Here is a 25,460-nt window from a genome sequence, read left to right as displayed (position 1 = left end):
CGACCCCGGCATCGGCGCCTTCGCATCAATGCTGCTGCGCAGCTACTTCATCGGTGTCAGCCGCAGCAGGCGGCCGGGCGAGTCGTCCTCGATGACCCAGACGGCGCCGTCCGGCGCCACGGCGACGTCGCGGATGCGCTCGCCCATGTCCCAGCGCTCGGCCTCGTCAGGCTGACCATCGGCCCGGAAGGCAACGCGGACCAGCGCGTGCACCCGCAAGCCTCCGATCAGCGCCGATCCCTTCCATTGCGGAAACATCGGACCATCATAGAAGACCAGGCCGGCCGGCGCGATCACAGGATCCCAATAGAGCGGCGGCGGCGCGAGGTCGGGCCGCGTCGCATGCCGCGGGATCGGCGTGCCGTTGTAATTGTCGCCGTTCGACACCAGCGGCCAGCCGTAGTTCTTGCCCGGCTCGATCAAGTTCAGTTCGTCGCCGCCGCGCGGTCCCATCTCGTGCAGCCAGAGCTTGCCATCTGATGCGAAGGCGAGCCCGTAGGGATTGCGGTGGCCGGTGGTCCACGTCTGGGCCGGCACGCCCTTGTCCTCGGCCATGGGATTGTCCGACGGAGTCGCGCCGTCGAGATCGAGCCTGAGCACCTTGCCGCGCGCCTGCCGTGGATCCTGGGCGCTGTTCGGCTGCATGCGGTCGCCGACGGTCAGGAACAGATGCGTTCCCGACGGATCGAACGCGATGATGCCGCCGGGCTGCCCGCCGCCGCCGGCGGGCGTCTGGCGCCAGATGACGGTGGGGTCGGTCAGCGTGGCGTTGTCATTCGAAACCGACAACACGGCACGGGTCAGGACGAGCCGGCTGCCCTCGCTGCTCGGCTCGGTGTAGGTGAGATAGATCTGCGACGTCGTCGCGAAGCTCGGCGACACCGCAATGTCCAGGAGGCCGTTCTGTCCGCGCGCCGCGACGGCGGGCACGTTGCCGATCTGGATCTTCTGCCCACCTTGCGTGACGAGAAAGATCCGGCCCGGCTTCTCCGTGACCAGCATCCGCCCATCCGGCAGGAAGGCGATGGCCCAGGGCGTATCGAACTCGGCAACGCTCCGCGCCTCGAACGGGCGCACGGCGCTTGCCTTGCGATCGCCGGCATTGATGCTCTCGGCTCGCGCAGCCGTGGTCGCAACGAGTCCCATCACCAATGCCAGGCGCATGAAGGTCGTGGAGAGCACCATGATCACTCCGGTTTGTTGATTTGTGTCGTCGGCAACGAGAATTCGGCCATGCCGGATCGGTGCCTACCGAATGCGTCCGATCAGTGATAATCCCGACGGCGAGCATGCGATCCGCATTTTTCCGTGAGCCGCAAATATGCACCAGCACAGGCAACTCAGCCGCTCGGTCAAGGGATTGACCGTCCTGATCACCGGCGCAGCGTCGGGGATGGGGCGCGCGACCGCGCGCGTGTTCGCCGATGAAGGCGCCAGGGTCGCAGTCACCGATGTCGATGAGAACGCGGCCCGCGCGGTGGCGGCAGACATCGAGGCCAGCGGCGGAACGGCGCGCGCCTGGCGGCTCGACCTCGTCGACCGCAACGCCATCGCGGCCGTCGTCGGCGATGCTGCGACGCATTTCGGCGGGCTCGACGTCATCGTCAACAATGCCGGCATCTCGGTGCATGTCGCGATCGACGACGAAGCCTACGACGAGGCCTGGGCAAGAGGGCTTGCCATCATGCTGACGGCGCAGCAGCGCGTCATCCGTGCCGCGCTGCCGCATCTGCGCCGTTCGAACAGCCCGCGCATCGTCAACATCGCTTCGACCGAGGCGCTCGGCGCAACCGCACGGCACAGCGCCTATTCGGCTGCAAAGGCCGGGGTGACCGGATTGACGCGCTCGCTTGCGGTTGAGCTCGGCCGCGATCGCATCACCGTCAACTGCATCTGTCCGGGCCCGATCACCACGCCGATGACCGCGCGCATTCCCGACGAGCAGAAGGCGGTCTATGCACGGCGCCGCACCGCGCTTGGCCGCTATGGCGATCCCGAAGAAGTCGCGCACATGACCTTGAGCCTGTGCCTGCCGGCGGCCTCGTTCCTCACCGGAGCGGTGATCCCCGTGGACGGCGGGCTGATGGCCCGCAATGCATGACGTCTGACGCGCCGGCATGACAGCCGTGCACGCCGCGATCCGCGCCTTGCGTTGACTTCGCGCATCGCCGGCGTAGCCTCGTCCATCAGAAGAAGCGGACAGGAGTCCGCCCTCTCGAGGACGCGAGGAGGACATCATGGCGATCGCCATCCGGCAGTTGCATCCGCATTTCGTCGGCGAAGTATCCGGTGTCGATCTGCGCAAGCCTCTCGCTCGGGACGAAGTCGCGCAGTTGCAGGCCGCGATCGATCACTACGCCGTTCTCGTATTTCACGATCAGGACGTCACCGACGAGCAGCAGCTCGCCTTCGCGCTCAGCTTCGGCGACCGCGAGCAGGCGCGCGGCGGCACCGTCACCAAGAAGGAGGATTACCGCCTCACCACCGGCCTCAACGACGTCTCCAATCTCGGCAAGGATGGCAAGCCGCTGCCATCAGACCATCGCACGCATCTGTTCAATCTCGGCAACTGCCTGTGGCACTCCGACAGCTCGTTCCGGCCGATCCCGGCGAAATACTCGATCTTCTCGGCGCGGATCGTGAACCCGAAGGGCGGCAACACCGAATTCGCCGACATGCGCGCCGCCTATGACGCGCTCGACCAGGAGACCAAGGCCGAGATCGAGGATCTCGTCTGCGAACATTCGCTGATGTATTCGCGCGGCGCGCTCGGCTTCCTCGACTACACCGACGAGGAGAAGGAGATGTTCAAGCCGGTCAGGCAGCGGCTGGTCCGCACTCATCCTGCCCATGGCCGCAAGTCGCTCTATCTGTCATCGCATGCCGGCGCCATCATCGGCATGAGCACGCCGGAAGGCCGGCTGCTGCTGCGCGACCTCACCGAGCATGCCACGCAGCCCGAGTTCGTCTACGTCCACAAATGGACGCTGCACGACCTGATCATGTGGGACAACAGGCAGACCATGCATCGCGTGCGCCGCTACGATCAGTCGCAACCGCGCGACATGCGCCGCGCCACGGTGGCCGGCACCGAACCGACGGTGGCGCAGCAGGCGGCGGAGTAGTTCGGCCTTCAGCAGAGATGCGCGGCCTCATCCCTCTCCATGTCGTCATTGCGAGGAGCGAAGCGCAGAGGCAATCCAGACTGCATCCGCGGTGGACATTCTGGATTGCTTCCGCCTTCGCTCTCCAAGCTTCGGCGGACAAGTCGCTACGCTCCCAATGACGGCGGAGAGGCAGAGCGCCCCATTAAGCCTTCTCTGATCCCAGCGAGCGCGGGGGCTCCAACCGGACGATAAGGCCTATGCGTGCCCGGCGGCGTTGGACAGCATGCCGGGATCAATGCCGATCTTGCGCAGCGCGAGATCGTATTTGGCGTCGACATTGTCGCCGAAAATCAGCTCCGGATCGGCGTCGCAATGCAGCCAGCCATTGTCCTGGATCTCTTCCTCCAACTGGCCGGCGCGCCAGCCGGCATAGCCGAGCGCGAGGATCGCGTGCTTCGGACCGTCGCCCTTGGCGATCGCCTTGAGAATGTCGATGGTCGTCGTCAGGCAGACGCCGTCGTTGATCTTCAAGGTCGCGTTGGCGATGAAGTAGTCGCTCGAATGCAGCACGAAGCCGCGCCCGGTATCGACCGGGCCGCCGCTCAGCACCTTCATCGTCTCGGCGCTGTCGGGCAGGCTGATCTGATCGCTCTTCTCGATGATATTCAGTTGCATCAGGAGCTGAGGGAAGTCGATGCTGCCCGCCGGCCGGTTCACCATGATACCCATGGCGCCCTCGGCCGAGTGCGCGCAGAGATAGATCACCGAGCGCTCGAAACGGGAATCGCCCATCACGGGCATGGCAACCAGCAGCTGACCGTCGAGGTAACCACCGTGAGAGGTGTGATCCCCGATCCCTGTCACTTTGCGGCGAATGTCGCCCAGCCTTTTTGCCTCAGGATTCATCCGCAAGGACTCTCATGATCATCGATATCCTGATATTGGGATGCGCATCTGTCAATCAAGGTTCAGGTCCTCGCGAGGAAATCTGCTCACAAGCATTTCAATGGTTTGCGCCCGAACCGCACTCTAAAGACGTCTCATGTCCGCCTTGGTTCCTCACCACTCTGCCACACTGCTCGTCGCGACCGTCGTATCATCCTGCCTTGCGTTCGGCGCGCAGGCGCAGGATTCCTCGCCCTGGCAGCGCGACAGCCACTCCGCGGTGCGCCTGCTCGCGGGCTCGCGCAGCGGTCCGGTCATGCTGGGCGGCATCGCCTTCGCGCTGCAGCCGGGATGGAAGACCTATTGGCGAACGCCCGGCGATTCTGGCGTGCCGCCGCGGTTCGACTTTTCCAAGTCGGAGAACGTCGAAGCGGTGACGGTTCTGTGGCCTGCGCCGACAAAGTTCGACGACGGCGCCGGCGGGCACTCGCTCGGCTATCATGATCAGGTCGTGCTGCCGCTGCGCATCGTCGCCAAGAACCCCGACAAGCCGATGACCCTGCGCGCCGACGTCAGCTACGCGGTCTGCGAGAAGATCTGCATTCCCGTCGAGGCAAAGGCCGAGCTCGCCTTCACCAGCGTCGCCAGCACCGAGGATACGGCGCTCTCGGCGGCCCTCGACACGGTGCCGAAGCCGGCCACTGTCGGCGACGCCATTCCCTTGACGATCCGCGACGTCAAGCGCGACGGCCCGAAGGACGTCGTCGTCGACGTCGCCGTCGCCGATCCGCGCGGCGTCCAGCTCTATGTCGAGGGGCCGACGCCTGACTGGGCACTGCCGATCCCGACCGTGCGCGACAGCGGCATGCCGGGCATCAAGCGCTTCGCCTTCGAGCTCGACGGCGTTCCGCCGGGCGTGAAGCCGGACGGCGCGGCCCTGAAATTCACGCTGGTCGGCCCCGACAAGTCTTACGAGTTCAACTTCACTCTGCCGTGACGGCTGTAGCGCCGCGCGACCGACGCGGCGCCGGCCCAACTCAATCTTAACGTTGCGTTGATAGGGAAGCACCATCGCCGCCATCCGCGCGGCCGTGGAGCCGGACCCCGCCGTGGCCGTGATGGATGCCCGCAACGCCCCCGCATCGAGCGGCCTCGCGGCCCGCCTGAAGGCGCGCCTGGCCGCGCTCGGCGGCAGCGGCGAGGCATCGCTGACGCGCCGCCTGGCCGGCACCATCTTCCTGATCCGCGTGCTCAGCGCGGGCCTCGCCTATCTCAGCCAGATCCTGCTCGCGCGCTGGATGGGCGGCTCGGACTACGGCACCTATGTCTATGTCTGGACCTGGGTACTGCTGCTCGGCAGCATGCTGGATGTCGGCATCGCCTCCTCGGCGCAGAAGATCATTCCGGACTACCGCACCTCGGGCCAGCAGGCGCTGCTGCGCGGCTTCCTCTCCGGCGGACGCTGGCTGACGCTGGCGACGTCCACCGCTGCGGCGCTGCTGCTCGCCGGCCTGATCGCGCTGCTGACGCCCTGGATCGACGCCGGCGAGCGCATGCCGCTCTACATCGGCTGCCTCACCTTGCCGGCCTTCGTCGTCGCCAACACCCAGGACGGCATCGCCCGCTCGCACGACTGGATGACGCTCGGCCTGATGCCGCAATTCATCATCCGCCAGACGCTGATCATCGGCTTCACGGCAGGCGCCTTCGTGCTCGGCCTCGATCTCGGCGCCACCGCTGCGATGGCCGCGAGCGCGGCCGCGGTGTGGCTCGCGATGCTCGGCCAGATGCTGGTGCTGAACAACCGGCTCCGCGGCCACGTCGAGCCAGGTCCCAAACAATATGATCTCCGCGGCTGGCTCGCGATCTCGCTGCCGATCCTCTTGGTCGAGAGCTTCTATCTGCTGCTGTCCTACACCGACGTGCTGGTGCTGCAGCAATTCCGCTCTTCCGAGGAGGTCGGCATCTATTTCGCGGTGGTGAAGACGCTCGCGCTGGTGTCGTTCATCCACTACGCGATGTCGGCGACGACGGCGCATCGCTTCGCCGAATACCACGCGCTCGGCGACAAGGCGCGGCTGTCGGCCTATGTCGCGCATGCGATCAAGTGGACGTTCTGGCCGTCGCTCGCAGCGACGCTGGTGCTGCTCGCGCTCGGCAAGCCGCTGCTGTTTCTGTTCGGCGCGCAGTTCACCGCCGGCTACGACATCATGTTCATCGCCGCAATCGGGCTCGTCGTACGCGCCGCGATCGGACCGGTGGAGCGGCTGCTCAACATGCTGGGCCAGCAGCGCGCCTGCGCCATGGCCTATGCGGCGGCCTTCGTCATGAACCTCGTGCTCTGCATCCTGCTGGTGCCGCAGTTCGGCGGCCACGGCGCCGCGGCGGCGACCTCGCTGTCGCTGGCCTTCGAGACCGTGCTGCTGTTCCGGATCGTCAAGCAGCGGCTCGGGCTGCATGTCCTCGCCTTCGGCAAGGCATCTTGAGGAAACCATATTGACGCATCTGTTGCGTCATCTTGGCCTCGCCTTGGCGGAACTGCGAGCGTCGTGCCGCCACGCCTCGTCTCGCCCGGCGATCACGCAAGTGTTGGGTGCAACGCCTTGATATTGGCGCGATCCTCCGGGCACATGATTTGAATGCGCGCTGGGGGAGAATGAGATGTCGAGACTGGGGGTCGCACTATCGCTGGCCGGAACCGTGATGCTGGCCGGCTGCATGGAAGCGACGCTGTCGCCGACGTCAGACGCGGCGTTGACGCCCCGCGACCGTCAGTTGCTGGCGCACGCGCCCTATGCCGAGGCGCAGATCCCGCAACAGTTCCAGCGCCACATCGTCGACTACACCCGGCAGGAACAGCCGGGCACGATCGTCGTCGATACCGATGCGCGCTTCCTGTACTACGTGCTGCCCGACCGCAAGGCGATCCGCTACGGCGTCGCCGTCGGCGAAGAGGCGATGGCCTTCTCCGGCGTCGCCACCGTCGGCAAGCTCGCGGAATGGCCGGACTGGGTTCCCACCGCGGACATCCAGGCGCGCCTCGGGCCGTATCCGAAGCGCGTCGCCGGCGGCCCGGCAAATCCGCTCGGCGCCCGCGCGATCTATCTGTACGAGGGCAACAAGGACACCCTGTACCGCATCCACGGCACCAACCAGCCCGAATATATCGGCCAGGCGATCTCGTCGGGCTGCATCCGCATGACCAATACCGACGTCGCCGACCTCTACAACCACGTCCAGCTCGGATCGACCGTGGTCGTGCTGCCGCCGGGCCAGAGCGTCGCGTCCACCACCGCGAACGTATTCGCCCGCCGCAGCTGATCGGCTGAGGTTTCCTAGCCGTAGCGCAGCTTCAGGCCGAGGATCGCCGCCACCAGGCCGAGCGTGATCGCGTTGGCGACGACCAGCGGCAGGTCGCTGATCAACGCGCCGTAGAGCAGCCACATCGAGTTGCCGGTGGTCTGCAGAACGAACATGCCCATCGAGATGTCATGGGTCGAGCGCGACCGCCAGGCCTTGATGACCTGCGGCAGGAACGAGCTCGTGGTGCAGATGGCGGCGCCGAGGCCGATGATCGTGGTCAGCAAGGTGGAGGGTCCGTGCGCTGGTCGTGGAAACGCACGCTTGTAGAATGGACCGCGCCGAAGCGAAACCCGCCTCGGCGCGAAACTGGCGCCTTGTTCAGCGCTCCCTGCGATCGTTACGCCGCCGTCCAACCGCCGTCGATCGAGAGGTTGGCGCCGGTGATCTGCGCCGCATCGTCGCCGCACAGGAACAGCGCCAGCGCCGCGACCTGCTCGGAGGTCACGAACTCCTTGGTCGGCTGCGCCGCGAGCAGCACGTCGTTGATGACCTGTTCCTTGGTGAGGTTGCGCGCCTTCATCGTATCGGGAATCTGCTTCTCGACCAGCGGCGTCCACACATAGCCCGGCGAGATGCAGTTGCAGGTGATCTTGAAGGTCGCGAGCTCGAGCGCCACGGTCTTGGTGAGGCCGGCGATGCCGTGCTTGGCCGAGACATAGGCCGACTTGAACGGCGAGGCGACCAGCGAATGCGCGGACGCCGTGTTGATGATGCGGCCCCAGCCGCGCTTCTTCATGCCGGGCACCGCGGCGCGGATGCCGTAGAACGCGGACGACAGGTTGATCGCGATGATCTGCTCCCACTTCTCCGGCGGAAAGTCTTCGACCGGCGAGACGAACTGGATGCCGGCATTGTTGACGAGGATGTCGACCGAGCCGAACGTGGTCTCGCCGAGCGCGATCATGCCGGCGATCTCGGCCGGCTTGCTCATGTCGGCCGGCGAGTGCACGGCCTTGACCTTGAAGTCGCTCTCGATCGCCGCACGCTCCTTCTCGATGTCGGCTGGCGCGCCGAAACCGTTGAGCACGATGTTCGCGCCGGCGGACGCGAAGGCGCGCGCATAGGCCAGCCCGATGCCGCTGGTCGAGCCGGTCACGACCGCGGTCTTGCCCTTCAGATTCGTCGTCATTGCTTCACTCCTTCTTGGCGGCAGCGAGACTGCCGTCCTGCGTGAGATCGTAGGTGACCATGGTCTCGCCGGACTGCGGCCGCTCCAGCCAGTCCTTGTGGCGCATCGACTGGTGGACATCGCGCACGCCCGCTTCCCAATGCTCGACCATCGCGACATGGGAAAAATCGTAGTCCTTGGAGGACGTCTCGTAGTTCTTGCTGCGATAGATCAGGTGCACCACCGTGACGGTGTTTTCCTGCGCCGCCTTGCACAGGACCTCGAGCGAGGGATCGTTGCGCAGCTCGTCGGGCAGCTTGGCATAGAGCTCGCGCAGCGCCTTGCGCGTGTTGTGGATCATGCGGTTCTTGTCGGTGTTCATCCGCGTCCGGCTGGAATAGCGGATGTCCTTCTCGCGCTCGGCGGCCTCCAGCAGCGTCCGCGGCAGATCGCCGCGCGCGGAGAACAGATCGACCTGGAAGATCAGCAGATCACGATCGGTCTCGGTATCGAGCACGTAGTCCAGCGGCGTGTTGGAGGCGATGCCGCCGTCCCAATAGTGCTCGCCGTCGATCTCGACCGGCGGGAAGCCGGGCGGCAGCGCGCCCGACGCCATGATGTGCTCGGGCCCGATCCGCTTGCCCTGCTTCCTGAATTCGACATTGTCGAAATAGGTGAAGTTGCCGGTGGTGACGCCGACGGCTCCGACGGAGAGCCGCGTCTTCAGATCGTTGATGCGGTCGAAATCGACCAGCCGTTCCAGGGTCCGCTTGAGCGGCGCGGTGTCGTAATAGCTGACCGATTGCAGCGTGCCTGACGGCCACAGCGGCGCCGGTGGGAAGCGCGGCGTGAAGAAGCCGGGCACGCCGAACGCCGCGATCAGCCCGGCGCTGACTTCGTTGAAGGCCGAGCGGTGATGATCGCCATTGAGCAGCGGCTTCCACGGCACCGGCGACGACACCATCTCCCAAAATTCCTTGAGACGGCCAATGCGTTTCTCCCGGTCGTTGCCGGCGATGATCGCGGCATTGATGGCGCCGATCGAGATACCGGCGACCCATTCCGGTTCGAAATCGAAATGGCACAGTGCCTGATAGGCGCCGGCCTGATAGGAGCCGAGCGCGCCGCCGCCCTGCAGGACGAGCACGCGTTGCGATTCGGCGGGGGTTGCAGGCAGCGGGGGAAATGGATGTTGCGTCATTACCGCGGTCATTAGCAAAGCAAGGCGCCACCGTGGCGTCACTTCGCGGTGACGTCAATCCACCCCAAGGGCTAGGCCGGCCTGACTCGCGCGCGAGCCATGCGCACGCGGCCTGCGCAGGGCGGCGGCAGCCCAGCCTGTCAGGAGGGCTTCTTGCCGTCCGGCGCGGCCAGGATCATGGTCCAGAACACTTTGTACTTGGTGTTCGGAGCATAGCTCGCTGCGATGCCTATTTTTGTGACACCGCTCTTGAGCATGTTGGCGCGATGCGGCGGCGAGTCACGCCAGCCGGAAAACGCTTCCGCCAGCGTGTGATAGCCGGCCGACACGTTCTCGACCGCGACGACAGCGTCATAGCCGGCACCCGTCAGGCGCTTCGCCAGCGGGGCGCGCACGTCATGATCGAGCTTGTTCTTGTCGGCCATCGCCTGCGACTGCGATTCCGCCAGCCGCATCAGCTCGGGGTCGACCTCGACCGTGCCGAGCCCGTTGTTCTGGCGGTATTGCGAGATCATCGTCGCCGCAGCCACCGCATCGAGCTTGGCGCCCGCGACCGCCATATCGGCATACATGGTCGGCGCCTGCACGACCGGCGTCTCGGCCGCACAGCCGGCGAGCAGGAATGCAATGGAGAGAGCGAGAGCCAGACGCTTCAATGAACCAATCCCTATGCCGATGCGAGAGGCGGGTTGTTGCACATCAACCGTGGCTGAAAGGTGAATCGGCGGTAAGTTCCGTCGCGACAATTGCGGCCATTCCTGCCGGCAACCGTTCGTCAACCATAGGAGCAGTTCGGTCAAGCCAGGAACGGCACGACGCCCTCGGTGTCGTCCTGGCCTTGAGCCGGGACCTTACTCCGCAGCGGTCGTGGTGAGACCCGATGCCGCTCCGGCGTGCCTCAAGCAAGCTTCACGGCGTATGGGTCCCGGATCAGCGCCCGCCAACGCTTTCGCGTTGCCGGGCTTGTCCGGGACGACACCGCATGTTTGGCAGCGATCCGGGACGAGCCCGAGCAGCCCCTACCCGGCCGCGAAAATCCGATAATGCCGCGGCTTCAGGCCGATGCGGTCGCCGATGCGGAGCTCGCGGTCGCGGGGGGCGTCGATCTCGATGGTCGAGCCTTCAGTCAGCGCGATCTCGGCGCGCTGCACTGGGCCGAAGCTGCGGACGTGGGTGACGGCGCCGTGCAGCGTGCCGCTGTCCGCGGAGCCGATCAGCATGTCGTGCCGGCGCACGAACAAGGTCGAGGCGCCCGCGGCCACGCCCTCTGCAGCCAGGTCCAGCGGCCGCCCGTTCAGATGCACGGCGCCGCCGGAGATCTCCACCGGCAGCATGATCGATTCGCCGATGAAGCCGTGCACGAAGGCCGTCGCCGGACTGTCGTAAACGTCGCTCGGCGAGCCGACCTGCTCGATGCGGCCCTTGTCCATCACCACGACGCGGTGCGCGACCTCGAGTGCCTCCTCCTGATCATGCGTCACGAAGATCGAGGTGACGTTGATCGAGTGATGCAGGGTGCGCAGCCATTGCCGCAGCTCCTTGCGCACCTTGGCGTCGAGCGCGCCGAACGGCTCGTCGAGCAGGAGGATGCGCGGCTGGATGGCGAGCGCGCGCGCCAGCGCGATGCGCTGGCGCTGGCCGCCGGAGAGCTGGCTCGGATAGCGATCGGCGAGCCAGTCGAGCTGGACGAGGTCGAGCAGCTCCTTCACGCGCGCGCGGATCTCAGCCTCGCTCTTGCGGATGCGGCGCGGCTGCACGCGCAGGCCAAAGGCGACGTTCTCGAACACGTTCATGTGCCGGAACAGCGCGTAGTGCTGAAACACGAAGCCGACGTGACGCTCGCGCGCGCCGCGATCGAGCGCGCTCTCGCCGTCGAACAGGATCTCGCCGGAATCGGGCCACTCCAGCCCGGCGATGATCCGCAGCAAGGTCGTCTTGCCCGACCCGGACGGGCCCAGCAGCGCCAGCAATTCGCCGTCGGCGACCTTGAGATCGACGCCGTCGAGCGCCTTGAACGTGCCGAACGTCTTGACGACACCCCTGACTTCAATGGTCACGCGGACCTCCCTCATCGAGTTGCCGTTCGAGGACGGTTTTGACGACCAGCGTGATCAGCGCGAGCATCGCCAAGAGCGAGGCGATCGCGAACGAGGCGACCATCTGGTATTCGTTGTAGAGGATCTCGACCAGCAGCGGCATCGTATTGGTCTCGCCGCGGATATGGCCGGACACGACCGAGACGGCGCCGAACTCGCCCATCGCGCGCGCGTTGCAGAGCAGCACGCCATACAGCACGCCCCATTTGATGTTCGGCAGGGTGACGCGGAAGAACGTCTGCAGGCCGGACGCGCCGAGCGAGATCGCCGCCTCCTCCTCCTGCGTGCCCTGCTCCTGCATCAGCGGGATCAGCGCGCGCGCCACGAACGGGAAGGTCACGAACACGGTCGCCAGCGCAATGCCGGGAAAGGCGAACAATATCTGCAGGCCATGGCTCTGCATCCACGGACCGAAGAACCCCTGCGCGCCGAACAGCAGCACGAACACGAGGCCCGATATCACCGGGCTCACCGAGAACGGCAGATCGATCAGGGTGATCAGGAACGTCTTGCCCGGAAAGTCGAACTTGGCGATCGCCCAGGCGGCGCACAGGCCGAACACGAGATTGGTCCCGACCGAGACCAGCGCCACCAGCAGCGTCAGGCGGATCGCGTCCCACGCCTCGGCGTCGGCAAGCGCGGTGAAATAGGCCGCGATGCCCTTGCCGAACGCTTCCACGAACACGACGATCAGCGGCAGCACCACGAACACCGACAGGAACGCCAACGCCAGCGTCGTGATAACGATGCGGACCAGGCGCGGCTCGGTGCGCGGATCAGGGCGGCCGGCCTGCGCGACGTGCGGGCTGGCCGCGGACGATGCCACGGATGGCGCCTGCAGGGTCATCTCCACGCTCATGTCGGGTCCTAGTTCAAGGGCGCCCGGCTCTGCGCCCAGCGCTGCAACCGGTTCACGGCAAAGATGATCAGGAACGCCACGACGAGCATCACCACCGCGATCGCGGTGGCATCGGCGTAGCGGAATTCGGACAGCCGGATCACGATCAGCAGCGGCGCGATCTCGGAGACGTTCGGCAGATTGCCGGCGATGAAGATCACCGATCCGTACTCGCCGACCGCGCGCGCAAAGGCGAGTGCGAAGCCAGTGAGCAGCGCCGGCGTCAGGCTCGGCAGGATCACGCGGGCCACGATCTGCCAGCGCCCGGCGCCGAGGCTCGCCGCCGCCTCCTCGATCTCCGGATCGAGATCGATCAGCACCGGCTGCACGGTGCGGACGACAAAGGGGATCCCGATGAAGATCATCGCAACGAAGATGCCGAGCGGCGTGAACGCCACCTTGATGCCCATTGCGGCGAGCGGCGCGCCGAGCCAGCCCTTCTGTGCGAACAGCGCCGTCAGTGCCACGCCCGCCACCGCCGTCGGCAGCGCGAACGGCACGTCGACGATGGCGTCGAACAGGCGGCGCCCGGGAAAGCGGTAGCGCACCAGCGCCCAGACGACGATGGTGCCCATCACCAGATTGACGCAGGCGGCGGCGAAGGCGAGCCCGAACGAGATCTTCAGCGCGCTCAAGGTGCGACGGCTGGTGACGATGCCCCAGAACTGCTCCAGGCTGAGATCGGTCGAGCGGACGAACAGTCCCGCCAGCGGAATCAGGACGATCAGCGACAGCCAGGTCAGCGTCAGCCCCATGGTGAGACCAAAGCCCGGCAAGGTGCTGCGACGTGGTGCAAGTACGTTCAAAAAAGGCCTGGTCCGTTGATGATCGGTGTCGATGGGCTTCAATCGATTGTGGTGTCCGCCCGCCGCCCCCAGCCTCGTCTCGGCAATCGAGACCGGGGACCGCGTCTCATGCGCGATATCGCAGATCGCCGCAACGCCAGCTTCTTGCCTTGTTGTCTCGAAGCCGTATCAGACCTGCGGTCACCAACTCGTTCCTTCTGATTCGATCAATTCTTGTAGATTTGATCGAAGATTCCGCCTTCCCCAAAATGCTCTTTCTGGGCCTTGGTCCAGCCGCCGAACACCTCGTCGATGGTGAACAGATCGACCTTGGCGAAGGCAGCCTCGTACTTCTTGGCCACCTCGGGATCACGCGGACGGTAGGAGTTGCGTGCGGCAATTTCCTGACCTTCCTTTGTATACCAGTATTTCAGGTAGGATTCAGCCACACTTCGCGTGCCCTTCTTGTCGGTCACCGAGTCGACCACCGCAACTGGCGGTTCGGCCAGGATCGACAGCTGCGGCGCGACGATCTCGAACTTGTCCTTGCCGAACTCACGCAGGGCCAGATGCGCCTCGTTCTCCCAGGCGAGCAGGACGTCGCCGACACCGCGCTCCACGAAGGTCACGGTGGCGCCGCGGGCGCCGGTGTCGAGCACAGGGACGTGCTGATAGAGGTCGCCGACGAACTGCTTGGCCTTGTCGGCCGAGCCGAACTTCTTCAGCGCATAGCCCCAGGCGGCCAGGTAGTTCCAGCGCGCGCCGCCGGATGTCTTCGGATTGGGCGTGATGACGTCGACGCCCTTCTTGAGCAGGTCGTCCCAGTCCTTGATGCCCTTGGGATTGCCTTTGCGCACCAGGAAAACGATGGTCGAGGTGTAGGGCGAGGCATTCTGCGGCAGTCGCTTTTGCCAATCCTTGTCGAGCAGACCCTTGCCCGCGATCGCGTCGATGTCATAGGCGAGCGCCAGGGTCACGACGTCGGCCTGCAGCCCGTCGATGACGCTGCGGGCCTGCGCGCCGGAGCCGCCATGCGACTGCTTGACCTCGACGCTCTTGCCGGTCTCCTTCTGATACGCGGCTGAAAACGCCTTGTTGAACTCGACGTAGAGCTCGCGGGTCGGGTCATAGGAGACGTTGAGCAGACTGATGTCCGCGGCATAGGCCGATCCTGCCCATGCCAGGCCTGCGACCGCTGCCAGAAGACGTCGCATCTTCATCCAAGCTCTCCGTTCCATTCACCGCCCAAAATGTTGCAGGCGCGCACTGCAGATCGCCAAATGTTCACGTCGGAGTCAACGGAACCGGATTTTCTTGTTTCCGGCCGGACATAGGCATTTTGCTACGAAGCGCTCGGCGTTGGGATAGCTGTTCTTGCCGCGGCACAATGTCGTCATGGGCTGCCAGGTCAGCCGGCCGGTGAGTTTCGAACTACACCGTCGAGGTCGCGACCGTGTGGATGCCGCATTCGGTCTTGTCGCGACCGCGCCAACGGCCGGCCCGCTCGTCCTCGCCGGAGTCGGCGCGGCTTGTGCAGGGCATGCATCCGATCGAGCGGAAGCCGGCGGCGACCAGCGGATGTTGCGGCAGATTGGCAGAGCGGTAGATCGCCGCGATCTCCTCGCGGGTCACATTGGCGAACGGATTGAATTTCACCCGCACGCCGTCCTGCTCGACGACCGGGATCGCCGCCCGCAAGCCGCCCTGGAAACGCTTGCGGCCGTTGATCCAGGCGGCGAACGGCGCCAGCGCGCGTGCCAGCGGCTCGACTTTGCGGATGCGGCAGCAGGCGTCGGGATCGGAGAACCACAGATCGTTGTCGGCGTCCTCGCGCTCGAGCGCGGCGGCGTCCGGCTTCATCGAGCGGACGTCTTGCAGGCCGAGGATCTCGATGAGCCGGTCGCGATAGGCCAGCGTCTCCGCGAACATGTGCCCGGTGTCGAGGAAGATCACCGGGATCGCCGGATCGACGTCGGACGTCACCTTCAGGAGCGCGGCCGACTCCGTTCCAAACGACGACACCACCGCCAGCCGCTCGCGACCGATCGCCGCGAGAGCAGCGGCAATGACCTCATGCGGCGCGGCGGTGCGCAGCGCGGCGTCGAGCGCCGCGACCGGGATCTCCGCAACGGAAGGCGATGCAGCCAGCGTGCTCACAGCCCGGCACTCTCCGAATGGCGCAGTTGCAGGCGCTGATGCAGCGCCGAGATCCGGCCGTCGCCGGTCGGCTGGTAGAACACCGAATAGCGCTTCACGGTCTCGGTGAAGGCCTCGGCATCCGCCTGCTTCTTGACCTCGAAGGCGTCGAAGCCGGCGCGCAGCATGAACACGAACTGATCGCGCAGCACCTGCCCGGTCGCGCGCAGCTCGCCGCGGAAGCCGTAGCGCTCACGCAGCAGACGCGCCTGGGTATAGGCGCGGCCGTCGCGAAAACTCGGGAACACCAGCGCGACCAGCGCGAGCCGGTCGAGATACGGCACGAGATCGTCGACGTCGCGATTGTTCGGCCAGATCACGCCGAGCTTGCCACTGGAGCGGCTGACCAGCGCGTCGGGGCCGGCGAGAAAACGCGTCTCGGAGACGAGGATCGCGCCCTGCGCCGGCAGCTCGGCATCGTCGGTGAGGCGGACGAACGCGTCCGCAATGATGTGTCCGCCCTTAACGAGTGGCATAGACCCGCTCCCTGAATGGTTCGACCCCGAGCCGCTTCACCGTGTCGACGAACAGCTCCTCAGGGCTCGCGCGCAGCGCAAGATAGGCTTCGACGATGTCCTCGACGACATCGGCAACTTCGGCATAGGGCACCGCGGGTCCGATCAGGGTGCCGAGCACGGCGCCCTCGTCGGCACGGCCGCCGATCGTGATCTGATAGAATTCCTCGTTGTTCTTCTCGACGCCGAGGATGCCGATATGGCCGACATGATGGTGGCCGCAGGCATTGATGCAGCCGGAGATGTTGATGTGCAGCCGGCCGATCAGGTTCGCCGTGTCGTGATTGGCGAAGCGGCGCGTGATCTCCTGCGCGATCGGGATCGAGCGCGCGTTCGCCAGCGAGCAGTAGTCCAGTCCCGGGCAGGCGATGATGTCGGACACGAGGTTGACGTTGGGAATCGCGAGGCCAATGGCCTCGAGCGCCTTCCACACCGCCGGCAGGTCGCGCTTGCGGACATGCGGCAGCGCCAGGTTCTGCTCATGCCCGACCCGGATCTCGCCGAACGAGTATTTGTCAGCGATGTCGGCCAGCGCATCCATCTGGTCGGCGGTCGCATCGCCCGGCGGCTTGCCGATCGGCTTCAGCGACACGGTCACGATGGCATAGCCCTGCACCTTGTGCGGGAAGACCGAGTTCTTGCGCCAGGCCTCGAACTTCGCATCATGCGCGGCCTGCTTCAGCTCCTCCGGCATGTGCGGCAGCGTCTCGTAGGCCGGATAGAAGAAGCGCGAGCGGATGTCCTCGATGATCCCCTGATCGAGCTTGAGCACGCCGTCGCGGATCTGCTGCCACTCCTCCTCGACCTCGGCGGCGAACTTCTCGATGCCGAGCTCATGGACCAGGATCTTGATGCGCGCCTTGTAGATGTTGTCGCGGCGGCCGTACTGGTTGTAGACGCGCAGGATCGCCTCGACATAGCTGAGAATGTCGTGGCCGTGGACGAGCGGCTTGATGGTCTTGGCGATGAACGGCGTGCGGCCGAGGCCGCCGCCGACCAGCACCTCGAAGCCGGTTTCGCCCTGCTCGTTCTTCTTGAGACGCAGGCCGATGTCGTGGATCTTGATCGCGGCACGGTCGTGGTCGGACGCCGTGATCGCGATCTTGAACTTGCGCGGCAGGAACGAGAATTCCGGGTGAAGCGTGGTGAACTGGCGCAGCAGCTCCGCCCAGATCCTGGGATCCTCGACCTCGCCCGGCGCGACGCCCGCCCACTGATCCGAGGTGACGTTGCGCATGTTGTTGCCGGAGGTCTGCATCGACTGGATGCCGACCTCGGCGAGGTCGGCCATCGCATCCGGCAGCTCGGCGAGCTTGATCCAGTTGAACTGGATGTTCTGCCGCGTCGTGAAGTGACCGTAGCCGCGGTCGTAGCGGCGCGCGACATGGGCCAGCCGGCGGAGCTGGTTCGACGCCAGCGTGCCGTAGGGGATCGCGATGCGATACATGTAGGCGTGGAGCTGCAGATAGACGCCGTTCTGCAGCCGCAGCATCTTGAACTCGTCCTCGGACAATTCGCCCGATAGGCGCCGCTTCACCTGGTCGCGGAATTCGGCGACGCGCTCGTTGACCAAGGTGCGGTCGATTTCGTCATAAGCGTACATGACAGGCCTTCAGACTTGAGCCGGGAGCGCGATGGAGGCGCCCGTGAGCCGGATGTGTTCGCGCATATTGCCGGGCTTGACCGCACCGTCGGCGCCCACCTCGACCGGCGCGATGTAGGGACCGATCGCACCGAGATCGTCGGCCACCGCTTCCGACAGCAGGGCGCGCGCCTCGTCGGCGGTGCGGACGATCGCCGCATCGGAGAGCTCATCCGACCAGCTCTTGGTGCCGGTGCGGTAGATCACCGCGCCATCCCAGGTCCGGTTCGCGGTGATGATCGAGGGACCGGTGATCTTGATCTTCTGTTGCAGCGGGGAGGTCATTCAGACGGGTTCCAGGAGTTGTGCGATCACGCCACTGATAGTCTGCTGACGCCACGGCGCGGAGTGCGCCACGACGTCACCGATGATGAGGATGGCCGGACCGCCATCGATTTGGCCGACGAGATCCGGCAACTGATCGAGCGTGCCGACCGCCGCCTGCGCATCGGGGCGCGTCACCTTCGCGAACACACCGACCGGCGTCTGCGGCGAGCGGCCCGCCGCGAGGAGCCCTGCGCGCACCGCCGGCGCCGCGGTCATGCCCATGTAGACGACGACGGTCATCTTGGTGTCAGTCAGCGCCGACCAGTCGACCGCCTCGGCATCGCGCTCCTTGTGCGCGGTGAGGAAGGTGATGCGCAGCGCCTTGCTGCGGAAGGTCAGCGGCACCTCGAACTGCGCGGCGGCGCCGAGGCCGGCGGTGATGCCGGGCACGATCGTGTAGGACACGCCCGCCTTGCGCAGCGCATCGACCTCCTCGCCGCCACGGCCGAACACGTAGGAGTCGCCGCCTTTCAGCCTGACCGCGCGCTTGCCCTCGCGCGCCGCCTCGATCAGGAGTTCGTTGACGGCGTCCTGGCCGATGCCGGGCTTGCCGACCCTGCGGCCGACCGGTACGCGCGCGGCGTCACGGCGGATGCGGTCGAGAATCTCAGGCGTCACCAGTTCGTCGTAGTAGACGACGTCCGCGTCCTGCAGCGCGCGCAGCGCCTTGATCGTCAGCAGGTCGGGATCTCCCGGACCGGCGCCGACCAAGGTCACATGGCCGTTGCTGCGGCCGGCATGATCGGCGCCCGCAAACGCCGTGGGATCGGCAATGCCATGCAGCGCCGCCTCCGCTTCCTGCTTGCGGCCCGCCAGCACCAGTGCACCGATCGGGCCGTCGACGATGCGCTCCCAGAAGCGGCGGCGCAGCGTCATCTCGGCGATCTGCGGGTTGATGGTCTTGCGGAAGTCGCCGATGAAGCTCGCGAGCTCGCCGATCCGCGCCGGCAGCAGCGCCTCGATGCGTTCGCGCACGCGGCGTGCCACGACGGGCGAGGAGCCGCCGGTGCCGATCGCCACCACCACGTCGCCGCGATCGACGATCGCCGGAAAGATGAAGCTGGAATGCGCCAGGTCGTCCATGACGTTGACGGGCAGACCAACGCTGCGCGCCCGCGCCGACATCGCAACGCCGATGTCGCCAGCGCCCGCGCACAGCACGGCGATGACGCCAGTGAGATCGGCGCTCAGCGGGTCGCCTTCGGCGCGCTCGATCTGGCCGTGCTGATCGCGCAGACCCGCGAGATCGAAGTCGCCGTCGGTGGCGAACCAGCGAATCCGTGCGCCCGCGGACAGCAACACGCGAAGCTTGGCGCGCACGAGCTCGCCCGCGCCGATCAGCAGCACGGGGCCGGTCTTCAGATCGAGAAACACCGGCAGATATTGCATTGCGTTCTTCAGCTTCGGCACTTGGGGGTTGACTGGAATTATTTTCTATATAAGTGTCCCGCCTACGACGTAAAGAGAAAATTATTCCTTGGCTCCGCCATAGAATTTTCTCCCAGGTAGGCGATGGCTGATAGCATGCACATTCTCACAAACGACGTTTCCAGAGATCGGTTGCCCTCCTCCGAGATCGAGCAAGCATCTTCCATGCCGCGCGTCCTCAACGCCGCACCGACGATGGACCATCTCGACGAGCTGGAGGCGCAGAGCATCTACATCCTTCGCGAGGCCTTTGCACGGCTGAAGAAGCTGGCGCTGCTGTGGTCGCTGGGAAAAGATTCCAACGTGATGATCTGGCTGGCGCGCAAGGCGTTCTTCGGCCGGGTGCCGTTCCCCGCCATGCATGTCGATACGGCCAAGAAGTTTCCCGAGATGTACGCCTTCCGCGACACCTACGCGAAGGAATGGGGCCTCGATCTCAAGGTCGAGCCGTGCCCGCCGATCGATGCCGTCGATCCCACCCTGCCGCCCGCCGCACGCTCGGCTGCACGCAAGACCGAAGGCTTGAAGATGGCGCTCGCCAAGCATGGCTTCGACGGCCTGATCGCGGGCATCCGCCGCGACGAGGAGGCGACGCGCGCCAAGGAGCGCGTGTTCTCGCCGCGCGGGGCCGAGGGCCATTGGGATGTGCGCGACCAGCCGCCGGAATTCTGGGATCACTTCAACGCCTCGCCGCCGCAGGGCGCTCACTTGCGCATCCATCCGATCCTGCATTGGACCGAGGCCGACATCTGGGCCTACACGGCGCGCGAGAACATTCCGATCATCCCGCTGTATCTGTCCAGGAACGGCAAGCGCTATCGCTCGCTCGGCGATCAGGACATCACCTTCCCGGTCGCATCGAACGCCTCGAACATCCCCGAGATTCTCGCCGAACTCGAAAGCACCAAGGTGCCGGAGCGTGCCGGCCGCGCGCTCGACCACGAGACCGAGGACGCCTTCGAGCGGCTTCGCGTCGCCGGCTATCTGTGAGGGGGGACGAGGCGATGAACATGCGAGTCCCGTCAGCCGCCCCCGCCACGCCGAACGGCACCACCCGTCCGCAGGTCCGCATCGTGATCGTCGGCCATGTCGACCACGGCAAGTCGACCTTGGTCGGCCGCCTGCTGCATGAGACCGGCAGCCTGCCCGAGGGCAAGCTGGAGATGCTGCAGGCCGTCTCCGCCCGCCGCGGCATGCCGTTCGAATGGTCGTTCCTGCTCGATGCGCTGCAGACCGAGCGCGACCAGGGCATCACCATCGACACCACGCAGATCCGCTTCCGCACCAATGCGCGCGAGGTCGTGCTGATCGACGCGCCCGGCCACGCCGAATTCCTGCGCAACATGATCACCGGCGCCTCGCAGGCCGATGGCGCGGTGCTGATCATCGACGCGCTCGAAGGCGTGCGCGACCAGACCCGCCGCCACGGCTATCTCCTGCATCTGCTCGGCGTGAAGCAGGTCGCGGTCGTCGTCAACAAGATGGACCGCGTCGATTTCGGCGAAGACCGCTTCGACGCGATCAAGGCCGAGATCTCGGCGCATCTCGAAGGCCTCGGCGTCAAGCCGGTCGCCGTCATCCCGATCTCCGCGCGCGACGGCGACGGCGTCGCCGAGCTGACCTCGCGGATCGGCTGGTACGACGGCCCGACCGTGGTCGAGGCGCTCGACGGGCTGGAGCCGGCCAAGCCGCTGTCGAGCCTGCCGCTGCGCCTACCGGTGCAGGCGATCTACAAGTTCGACGACCGCCGCATCGTCGCCGGCCGCGTCGAGGCCGGCGAGTTGCGCGCCGGCGACGAGATCGTGATCATGCCCGCCGGCAAGATCGCCAAAATCAGGACCGTCGAGGGCTGGCCGCAGACCCCGGTGACCACGGCGCAGGGCGCGGGCCGCTCGGTCGGCATCACGCTCGATCGCGAGCTGTTCATCGAACGCGGCGACGTCATCGCCCATGTCGGCCGCGAGCCGCAGGCGGCGCGCCGGCTGCATGCCCGCATCTTCTGGCTGCACGACCAGCCGCTGTCGAAAGGCGACAGCATCCTGGTCCGGCTCGGCACCCGCGAGGCGCGCGGCAGCGTCGTCGCGATCGCGAAGGCGGTCGACCCGGGCTCGCTGTCCAACGAAGAGAACGCATCGATCGCGCGCAACCATGTCGGCGAGATCGAGATCGCACTGACCCAGCCGGTCGCCGTCGATCCCTACACCGAGAATGCGCGCACCGGCCGTCTCGTCATCGAGGTGCAGGGCCGCATCGCCGGCGGCGGGCTGGTGCTGTCGATCGCCGCTGGCAAGCGCGCCGCACCGATCGACATCATGCCGGTGGAATCGGCGCTGCAGCCGCAGGAGCGCGCCGACCGCTATCGCCACAAGGGCGCCGTCGTGTGGATGACCGGCCTGCCCGGCGCCGGCAAGTCGACCCTGGCGCGCGCGCTGGAGCGGCGGCTGTTCAGCCGCGGCGGCGCCCCGGTGCTGCTCGACGGCGACACCGTCCGTGCCGGCCTCAACAAGGATCTCGGCTTCACGCCGGAGGACCGCGCCGAGAACATCCGTCGCCTCGCTGAGGTCGCGACCCATCTCGCCCGCAACGGCCACATCGCGATCGTCGCCGCGGTATCGCCCGCGCGCGAGGACCGCGCGGCTGCGCGCCGCGTCGCCGGCGACCTGTTCCGTGAGGTCTACGTCGCGACGGCCGCCGAGATCTGCGAGAGCCGCGACCCCAAGGGCCACTACGCCAAGGCCCGCGCCGGCAATCTGCAGAACTTCACCGGCATCGGCACCGACTACGAGCCGCCGCTCGATGCGGAGCTGGTGATCGACACCGCGACGCGCGGGATTGCGGACGCCACCGACGAGCTGGAGGCGCTGCTGTCGCGGACATCCGTGCTGTTCGACGACATCGCCGATCTCGGCGCGAATATCTGACGTCTGCTTCCAGACTTGTCATGCACTCCGTCATTCCGGGGCAAGGCCGCAGGCCTTGAACCCGGAATCTCGACATTGCCTTGCGCTCAATCCCCAATCACTTCGAGATTCCGGGTTCGATCGTCGACGCACAGCCGCTTCACGGCTGCGCATTGCCGATCGCCCCGGAATGACGGTGAAGCGCGACCCAGCTCAGCCGGACGCTACAGCGCGCCGACATAGGCGGTGAGATCGTCGAGCTCGGCCTCGGTCGGCAGTCGCGTCTCCATCTTCTTGGCATAGAACTCCCACATCAGCTTGACGGCGTCGCGCAGCGACGCCGTGCGGCCGTCGTGGAAATACGGCGCGGTCGACGCGGCCGCATGCAGGGTCGGCACCTTGAACTTGCCGCCGGTGCCGATGTCGTCTTTGCTCTTCTTGTCGAAGCTCGGCAATTGATGGCAGGTGCCGCAACCGCCGTCGCCGATATAGAGCTCATAGCCGCGCCTGACGGCCGCGCTGGCATCCTCCCTCGGCGTGCCGTCCCCCTTGACCTGCCAGTTCGCCGGATAGTTCAGCGTGCGCACATAGGCGACCAGCGCCGCCAGCGTCTCCGGCGACGGCTCCGGCCCCTTCATGCGATTGACGATGATGCCGCGGATGCTGTCCTCCAGGGTCGGCGCCTGGCCGGCCCAGCCGAACACCGCGCGCTCGCCGACGCCCCACAGCGTCGGCGTATTCCGGCCATTGGGATCGCCGTCGGCGACCACGTCGAGGCCGACATAGGTCTTGTTGTTGGTATGCCCGGTCGAGAAGTGGCAGGTCGCACAGGACGCCTTGCTGCCGCCGGAGAGGCTCGCGTCGTTGAACAGCTCCAGCCCCTTGGCGGCGAGTTCGGCTTCGGAGAGCTGGGCCGGTGGCGCCACGGCGGCGCCGACCGTGGTGGGCTCGGCCACCGGCGCCTCGGTCACAGCAGGTGCTGACGGCGCCTTCGGCTGCTTCCTCACCGCCGCGGTGGCGTGGCGGATTCTCGGCCTGTGCTCGGACGGCGCCGCGTGCGCCGATTTCGGCTTCAACGCTGAAGCCAGCATTTGCAGCAAGGTCGGCTTTTGCGGAGCCGCCGCGAGATAGGGCGCCACAGATTTGTCCGCCGCAAGCGCGGGCAGGGCGAGCAGGCCAAGACACAAGACGACTGACCGCAGCCCCGTGAACGACATCGCCCGTCTCCCCCCGACATCCCCTTGATGCAAATCGTTATCGATAGCTTTTACGTCCGAAGTGGGACTGTGCGGGGGCAATGAATCGGCGCAGGCGGGATTGAGCGGCGTCAGTGCGCCGGCCTGACCGTCATCGGCGGACGCGATGCCGGGTGCGTCGAGAACAGCCGGCGCGGCGAATGTGAGAACCTGCCGTCTCCATCGACGACGGCGCGCCGGCGCGTCAGGCGCTGCGCGCATCCTGGCCGGAGAACTACGGAGGAGTGCGCCGGCTCGTGCCTGGACAACAGTTTGCCCACGGCGCGGCCGCCGCATCGGCAAGCAGAAATTAGCACTTGATCCGCACAGTTCACGCCACCCGCAGCAACGCGGTCGAGGCGCATGATGGAGCATCTGGCGGCCTATTGGTCGACGGCCGAACTGGAGACGAACGGGATTCTGCTGCTGCACCTGATGGGTGCGGCGGCCGTCGGCCTGCTGCTGGGCTACGAGCGCACCTATCACGGACGCGCGGCCGGCATGCGGACCTACGCCCTGGTTTGCGTCGCATCGACCTTGCTGACGGCGATCAACGGCTTTCCCGGCAGCTGGTATGGCGGCATGGCGGTGTCGCCGACCGTCTCCGATCCGACGCGCGTGATCCAGGGCCTGATGACCGGCATCGGCTTCCTCGGCGCCGGCGTCATCATCAAGGACGGCTTCACCATCCGCGGCGTGTCGACGGCCGCCTCGATCTGGATGACGTCGGCGATCGGCATCATCATCGGCATCGGCTTCTACGGCACCGCGCTGTGCGCCACGGCATTGTCGCTGGCCGCGATGACCCTGCTCGGCCAAGTCGAGAAATGGCTGCCGCATCAGACCACGCTGTCGCTGTCGGTCGTCTACCGCCACGGCCTGCAGCCGAGCGAGGCCGAACTGCGCGAATGCATGCGGGCCTATGGCTTCGACGTGCTGGACTGGTGCTACGAATACAGCGAGACGAAGCGGCAATTCCATTTCGAGCTGGTGCTGCAGGCCGCCGGCCGGTTCGAGACCGCCCAGATGGCGCGCGATTTGTCGAGCGCGCAAGACGTGGTCGAATTCCGCTTGGCGCCATCAAGAGCGTGAGGGTAGCGCGTAGCCGGGATGAGCTCGGCGACATCCGGGACCGGTCCTGCCGTGTCGCGGCACGCTCAAGCAACACGCCTACGTCACATTCGACAACGCGATCCCTCAATGCCGTTTTATGGTCCCATCGGGCCCCCACCTTTTCGGCTTCAATGTTCAGTTCTATGTTCCCATCATGACAACCGCAGAAGAGATCGAAAAGGCCGTCCAACAGCTCAATCCAGACGAACTCGCGCGCTTTCGCGCATGGTTCGAACGGTTCGATGCTGCGTCATTCGATGCTGCGATCGAGCGTGATGCTCATACGGGGAAACTCGACGCCTTGGCGGACGAAGCTCTTGCCGCGCATCGGGCCGGCCGCTCCCGGCTATTGTGACCCATTTCGCATCCCCGAAATTTTGGGCGGCCTACGAGTTGCTGCCTGAAGCCATCAAAGGCTCGCCGATCAGAATTTCTGAGCTGCTGAAACGCGACCCGCGTCACCCTCTCTGCAGTTTAAGAAGGTCGGACGTTTCTGGTCGGCTCGGGTCGGACTCGCTACCGAGCCCTCGTGACCGAGATCGATGACGGCTACTTATGGTTCTGGATCGGCTCGCATGCCGACTACGACAAGCTCGTTGGATAGCCTAGGCGCGGACAAAGGAAAGCGCCATGCGGATTGATGGTTTGCTATTCATTCAGC

At 66.0% G+C, this 25,460-nt stretch carries 25 protein-coding genes; 9 read left to right on the top strand and 16 right to left on the bottom strand.

The window, feature by feature from the left end; all coding sequences use genetic code 11:
- Nucleotides 1–42 precede the first annotated feature (42 nt).
- Nucleotides 43–1,185 carry a PQQ-dependent sugar dehydrogenase gene (locus ACQR13_RS06230; RefSeq protein WP_315826011.1) on the bottom strand — a complete coding sequence of 381 codons (1,143 nt, stop codon included), beginning with the start codon at nt 1,183–1,185 and terminating at the stop codon, nt 43–45.
- A gap of 136 nt (nt 1,186–1,321) precedes the next feature.
- On the opposite strand from ACQR13_RS06230, the gene ACQR13_RS06225 reads away from it, so the two are divergent.
- Both ACQR13_RS06225 and ACQR13_RS06220 read left to right on the top strand, forming a co-directional pair.
- Entirely contained in the window at nt 1,322–2,101 is a 780-nt protein-coding gene (locus ACQR13_RS06225; RefSeq protein ID WP_434862665.1) for an SDR family NAD(P)-dependent oxidoreductase, read from the top strand.
- Between the two features lie 136 nt (nt 2,102–2,237).
- On the top strand, nt 2,238–3,125 hold the full coding sequence (locus ACQR13_RS06220) for a TauD/TfdA dioxygenase family protein (protein ID WP_434862664.1): 888 nt from the start codon (nt 2,238–2,240) through the stop codon (nt 3,123–3,125).
- A 237-nt stretch (nt 3,126–3,362) separates the two neighbouring features.
- Here ACQR13_RS06220 and ACQR13_RS06215 read toward each other — a convergent pair whose 3' ends face one another.
- Complete coding sequence (locus ACQR13_RS06215; RefSeq protein ID WP_315713870.1) at nt 3,363–4,013, bottom strand: YqgE/AlgH family protein; 651 nt, start codon at nt 4,011–4,013, stop codon at nt 3,363–3,365.
- A 136-nt stretch (nt 4,014–4,149) separates the two neighbouring features.
- On the opposite strand from ACQR13_RS06215, the gene ACQR13_RS06210 reads away from it, so the two are divergent.
- From ACQR13_RS06210 to ACQR13_RS06200, 3 genes are all read left to right on the top strand, one after another.
- A complete protein-coding gene (locus ACQR13_RS06210) occupies nt 4,150–4,989 on the top strand; it encodes a protein-disulfide reductase DsbD domain-containing protein (protein ID WP_315713869.1) in 840 nt (279 codons plus the stop codon).
- A gap of 112 nt (nt 4,990–5,101) precedes the next feature.
- Nucleotides 5,102–6,478 carry a lipopolysaccharide biosynthesis protein gene (locus tag ACQR13_RS06205; protein ID WP_434862663.1) on the top strand — a complete coding sequence of 459 codons (1,377 nt, stop codon included), beginning with the start codon at nt 5,102–5,104 and terminating at the stop codon, nt 6,476–6,478.
- Nucleotides 6,479–6,653: 175 nt separating this feature from the next.
- On the top strand, nt 6,654–7,313 hold the full coding sequence (locus ACQR13_RS06200) for a L,D-transpeptidase (protein ID WP_316188039.1): 660 nt from the start codon (nt 6,654–6,656) through the stop codon (nt 7,311–7,313).
- 14 nt (nt 7,314–7,327) lie between these two features.
- Here the strand turns inward: ACQR13_RS06200 and ACQR13_RS06195 are convergent, their stop codons facing one another.
- The 13 genes from ACQR13_RS06195 to cysG all read right to left on the bottom strand — a co-directional run bounded on the left by ACQR13_RS06195 (nt 7,328) and on the right by cysG (nt 19,512).
- Complete coding sequence (locus tag ACQR13_RS06195) at nt 7,328–7,579, bottom strand: SemiSWEET transporter (RefSeq protein ID WP_315713865.1); 252 nt, start codon at nt 7,577–7,579, stop codon at nt 7,328–7,330.
- 113 nt (nt 7,580–7,692) lie between these two features.
- Complete coding sequence (locus ACQR13_RS06190) at nt 7,693–8,484, bottom strand: 3-hydroxybutyrate dehydrogenase (protein ID WP_316165792.1); 792 nt, start codon at nt 8,482–8,484, stop codon at nt 7,693–7,695.
- A gap of 4 nt (nt 8,485–8,488) precedes the next feature.
- A complete protein-coding gene (locus ACQR13_RS06185; protein WP_316172644.1) occupies nt 8,489–9,664 on the bottom strand; it encodes a patatin-like phospholipase family protein in 1,176 nt (391 codons plus the stop codon).
- A 140-nt stretch (nt 9,665–9,804) separates the two neighbouring features.
- Nucleotides 9,805–10,320 (bottom strand): CAP domain-containing protein, encoded by a 516-nt coding sequence (locus ACQR13_RS06180; protein WP_315714371.1) that lies wholly within the window; start codon nt 10,318–10,320, stop codon nt 9,805–9,807.
- 363 nt (nt 10,321–10,683) lie between these two features.
- Complete coding sequence (locus ACQR13_RS06175) at nt 10,684–11,721, bottom strand: sulfate/molybdate ABC transporter ATP-binding protein (RefSeq protein ID WP_315713863.1); 1,038 nt, start codon at nt 11,719–11,721, stop codon at nt 10,684–10,686.
- The gene (gene cysW / locus ACQR13_RS06170; RefSeq protein WP_315713862.1) at nt 11,711–12,619 is read right to left on the bottom strand and encodes a sulfate ABC transporter permease subunit CysW; all 909 of its coding nucleotides are present in this window, start codon (nt 12,617–12,619) and stop codon (nt 11,711–11,713) included. The genes ACQR13_RS06175 and cysW overlap by 11 nt, the downstream gene beginning before the upstream one ends.
- A gap of 8 nt (nt 12,620–12,627) precedes the next feature.
- The gene (gene cysT / locus ACQR13_RS06165) at nt 12,628–13,464 is read right to left on the bottom strand and encodes a sulfate ABC transporter permease subunit CysT (protein ID WP_315713861.1); all 837 of its coding nucleotides are present in this window, start codon (nt 13,462–13,464) and stop codon (nt 12,628–12,630) included.
- 206 nt (nt 13,465–13,670) lie between these two features.
- On the bottom strand, nt 13,671–14,663 hold the full coding sequence (locus ACQR13_RS06160) for a sulfate ABC transporter substrate-binding protein (RefSeq protein WP_434841722.1): 993 nt from the start codon (nt 14,661–14,663) through the stop codon (nt 13,671–13,673).
- A gap of 211 nt (nt 14,664–14,874) precedes the next feature.
- Nucleotides 14,875–15,600 carry a phosphoadenylyl-sulfate reductase gene (locus ACQR13_RS06155; RefSeq protein ID WP_434862662.1) on the bottom strand — a complete coding sequence of 242 codons (726 nt, stop codon included), beginning with the start codon at nt 15,598–15,600 and terminating at the stop codon, nt 14,875–14,877.
- Entirely contained in the window at nt 15,597–16,115 is a 519-nt protein-coding gene (locus tag ACQR13_RS06150) for a DUF934 domain-containing protein (protein WP_434862661.1), read from the bottom strand. Before ACQR13_RS06150 ends, ACQR13_RS06155 begins: the two co-directional genes overlap by 4 nt.
- Nucleotides 16,102–17,757 (bottom strand): nitrite/sulfite reductase, encoded by a 1,656-nt coding sequence (locus ACQR13_RS06145; protein WP_434862660.1) that lies wholly within the window; start codon nt 17,755–17,757, stop codon nt 16,102–16,104. Before ACQR13_RS06145 ends, ACQR13_RS06150 begins: the two co-directional genes overlap by 14 nt.
- Before the next feature lie 9 nt (nt 17,758–17,766).
- Nucleotides 17,767–18,081 carry a DUF2849 domain-containing protein gene (locus tag ACQR13_RS06140; RefSeq protein ID WP_315713857.1) on the bottom strand — a complete coding sequence of 105 codons (315 nt, stop codon included), beginning with the start codon at nt 18,079–18,081 and terminating at the stop codon, nt 17,767–17,769.
- On the bottom strand, nt 18,082–19,512 hold the full coding sequence (cysG, locus tag ACQR13_RS06135; RefSeq protein WP_434842664.1) for a siroheme synthase CysG: 1,431 nt from the start codon (nt 19,510–19,512) through the stop codon (nt 18,082–18,084).
- Between the two features lie 204 nt (nt 19,513–19,716).
- Here cysG and cysD point away from each other — a divergent pair, with 204 nt between their 5' ends.
- Both cysD and cysC read left to right on the top strand, forming a co-directional pair.
- Nucleotides 19,717–20,541: a sulfate adenylyltransferase subunit CysD gene (cysD, locus tag ACQR13_RS06130; protein ID WP_315826002.1), complete on the top strand. Its 825-nt coding sequence runs from the start codon at nt 19,717–19,719 to the stop codon at nt 20,539–20,541.
- 14 nt (nt 20,542–20,555) lie between these two features.
- Nucleotides 20,556–22,472 carry an adenylyl-sulfate kinase gene (cysC, locus tag ACQR13_RS06125; protein WP_316165800.1) on the top strand — a complete coding sequence of 639 codons (1,917 nt, stop codon included), beginning with the start codon at nt 20,556–20,558 and terminating at the stop codon, nt 22,470–22,472.
- 203 nt (nt 22,473–22,675) lie between these two features.
- Here the strand turns inward: cysC and ACQR13_RS06120 are convergent, their stop codons facing one another.
- A complete protein-coding gene (locus tag ACQR13_RS06120; protein WP_315713853.1) occupies nt 22,676–23,668 on the bottom strand; it encodes a cytochrome-c peroxidase in 993 nt (330 codons plus the stop codon).
- A 381-nt stretch (nt 23,669–24,049) separates the two neighbouring features.
- Between ACQR13_RS06120 and ACQR13_RS06115 the strand changes: the two genes are divergently transcribed.
- Nucleotides 24,050–24,778: an MgtC/SapB family protein gene (locus ACQR13_RS06115; RefSeq protein WP_315713852.1), complete on the top strand. Its 729-nt coding sequence runs from the start codon at nt 24,050–24,052 to the stop codon at nt 24,776–24,778.
- A 175-nt stretch (nt 24,779–24,953) separates the two neighbouring features.
- Nucleotides 24,954–25,154: a hypothetical protein gene (locus tag ACQR13_RS06110; RefSeq protein WP_315713851.1), complete on the top strand. Its 201-nt coding sequence runs from the start codon at nt 24,954–24,956 to the stop codon at nt 25,152–25,154.
- Nucleotides 25,155–25,460: the final 306 nt, after the last annotated feature.

It is taken from the genome of Bradyrhizobium sp. HKCCYLRH3059 (assembly GCF_051168035.1).
Taxonomy (GTDB): domain Bacteria; phylum Pseudomonadota; class Alphaproteobacteria; order Rhizobiales; family Xanthobacteraceae; genus Bradyrhizobium.
Note: the sequence above shows the minus strand (reverse complement) of the source record. Positions and strands in the feature narration are given on the sequence as shown.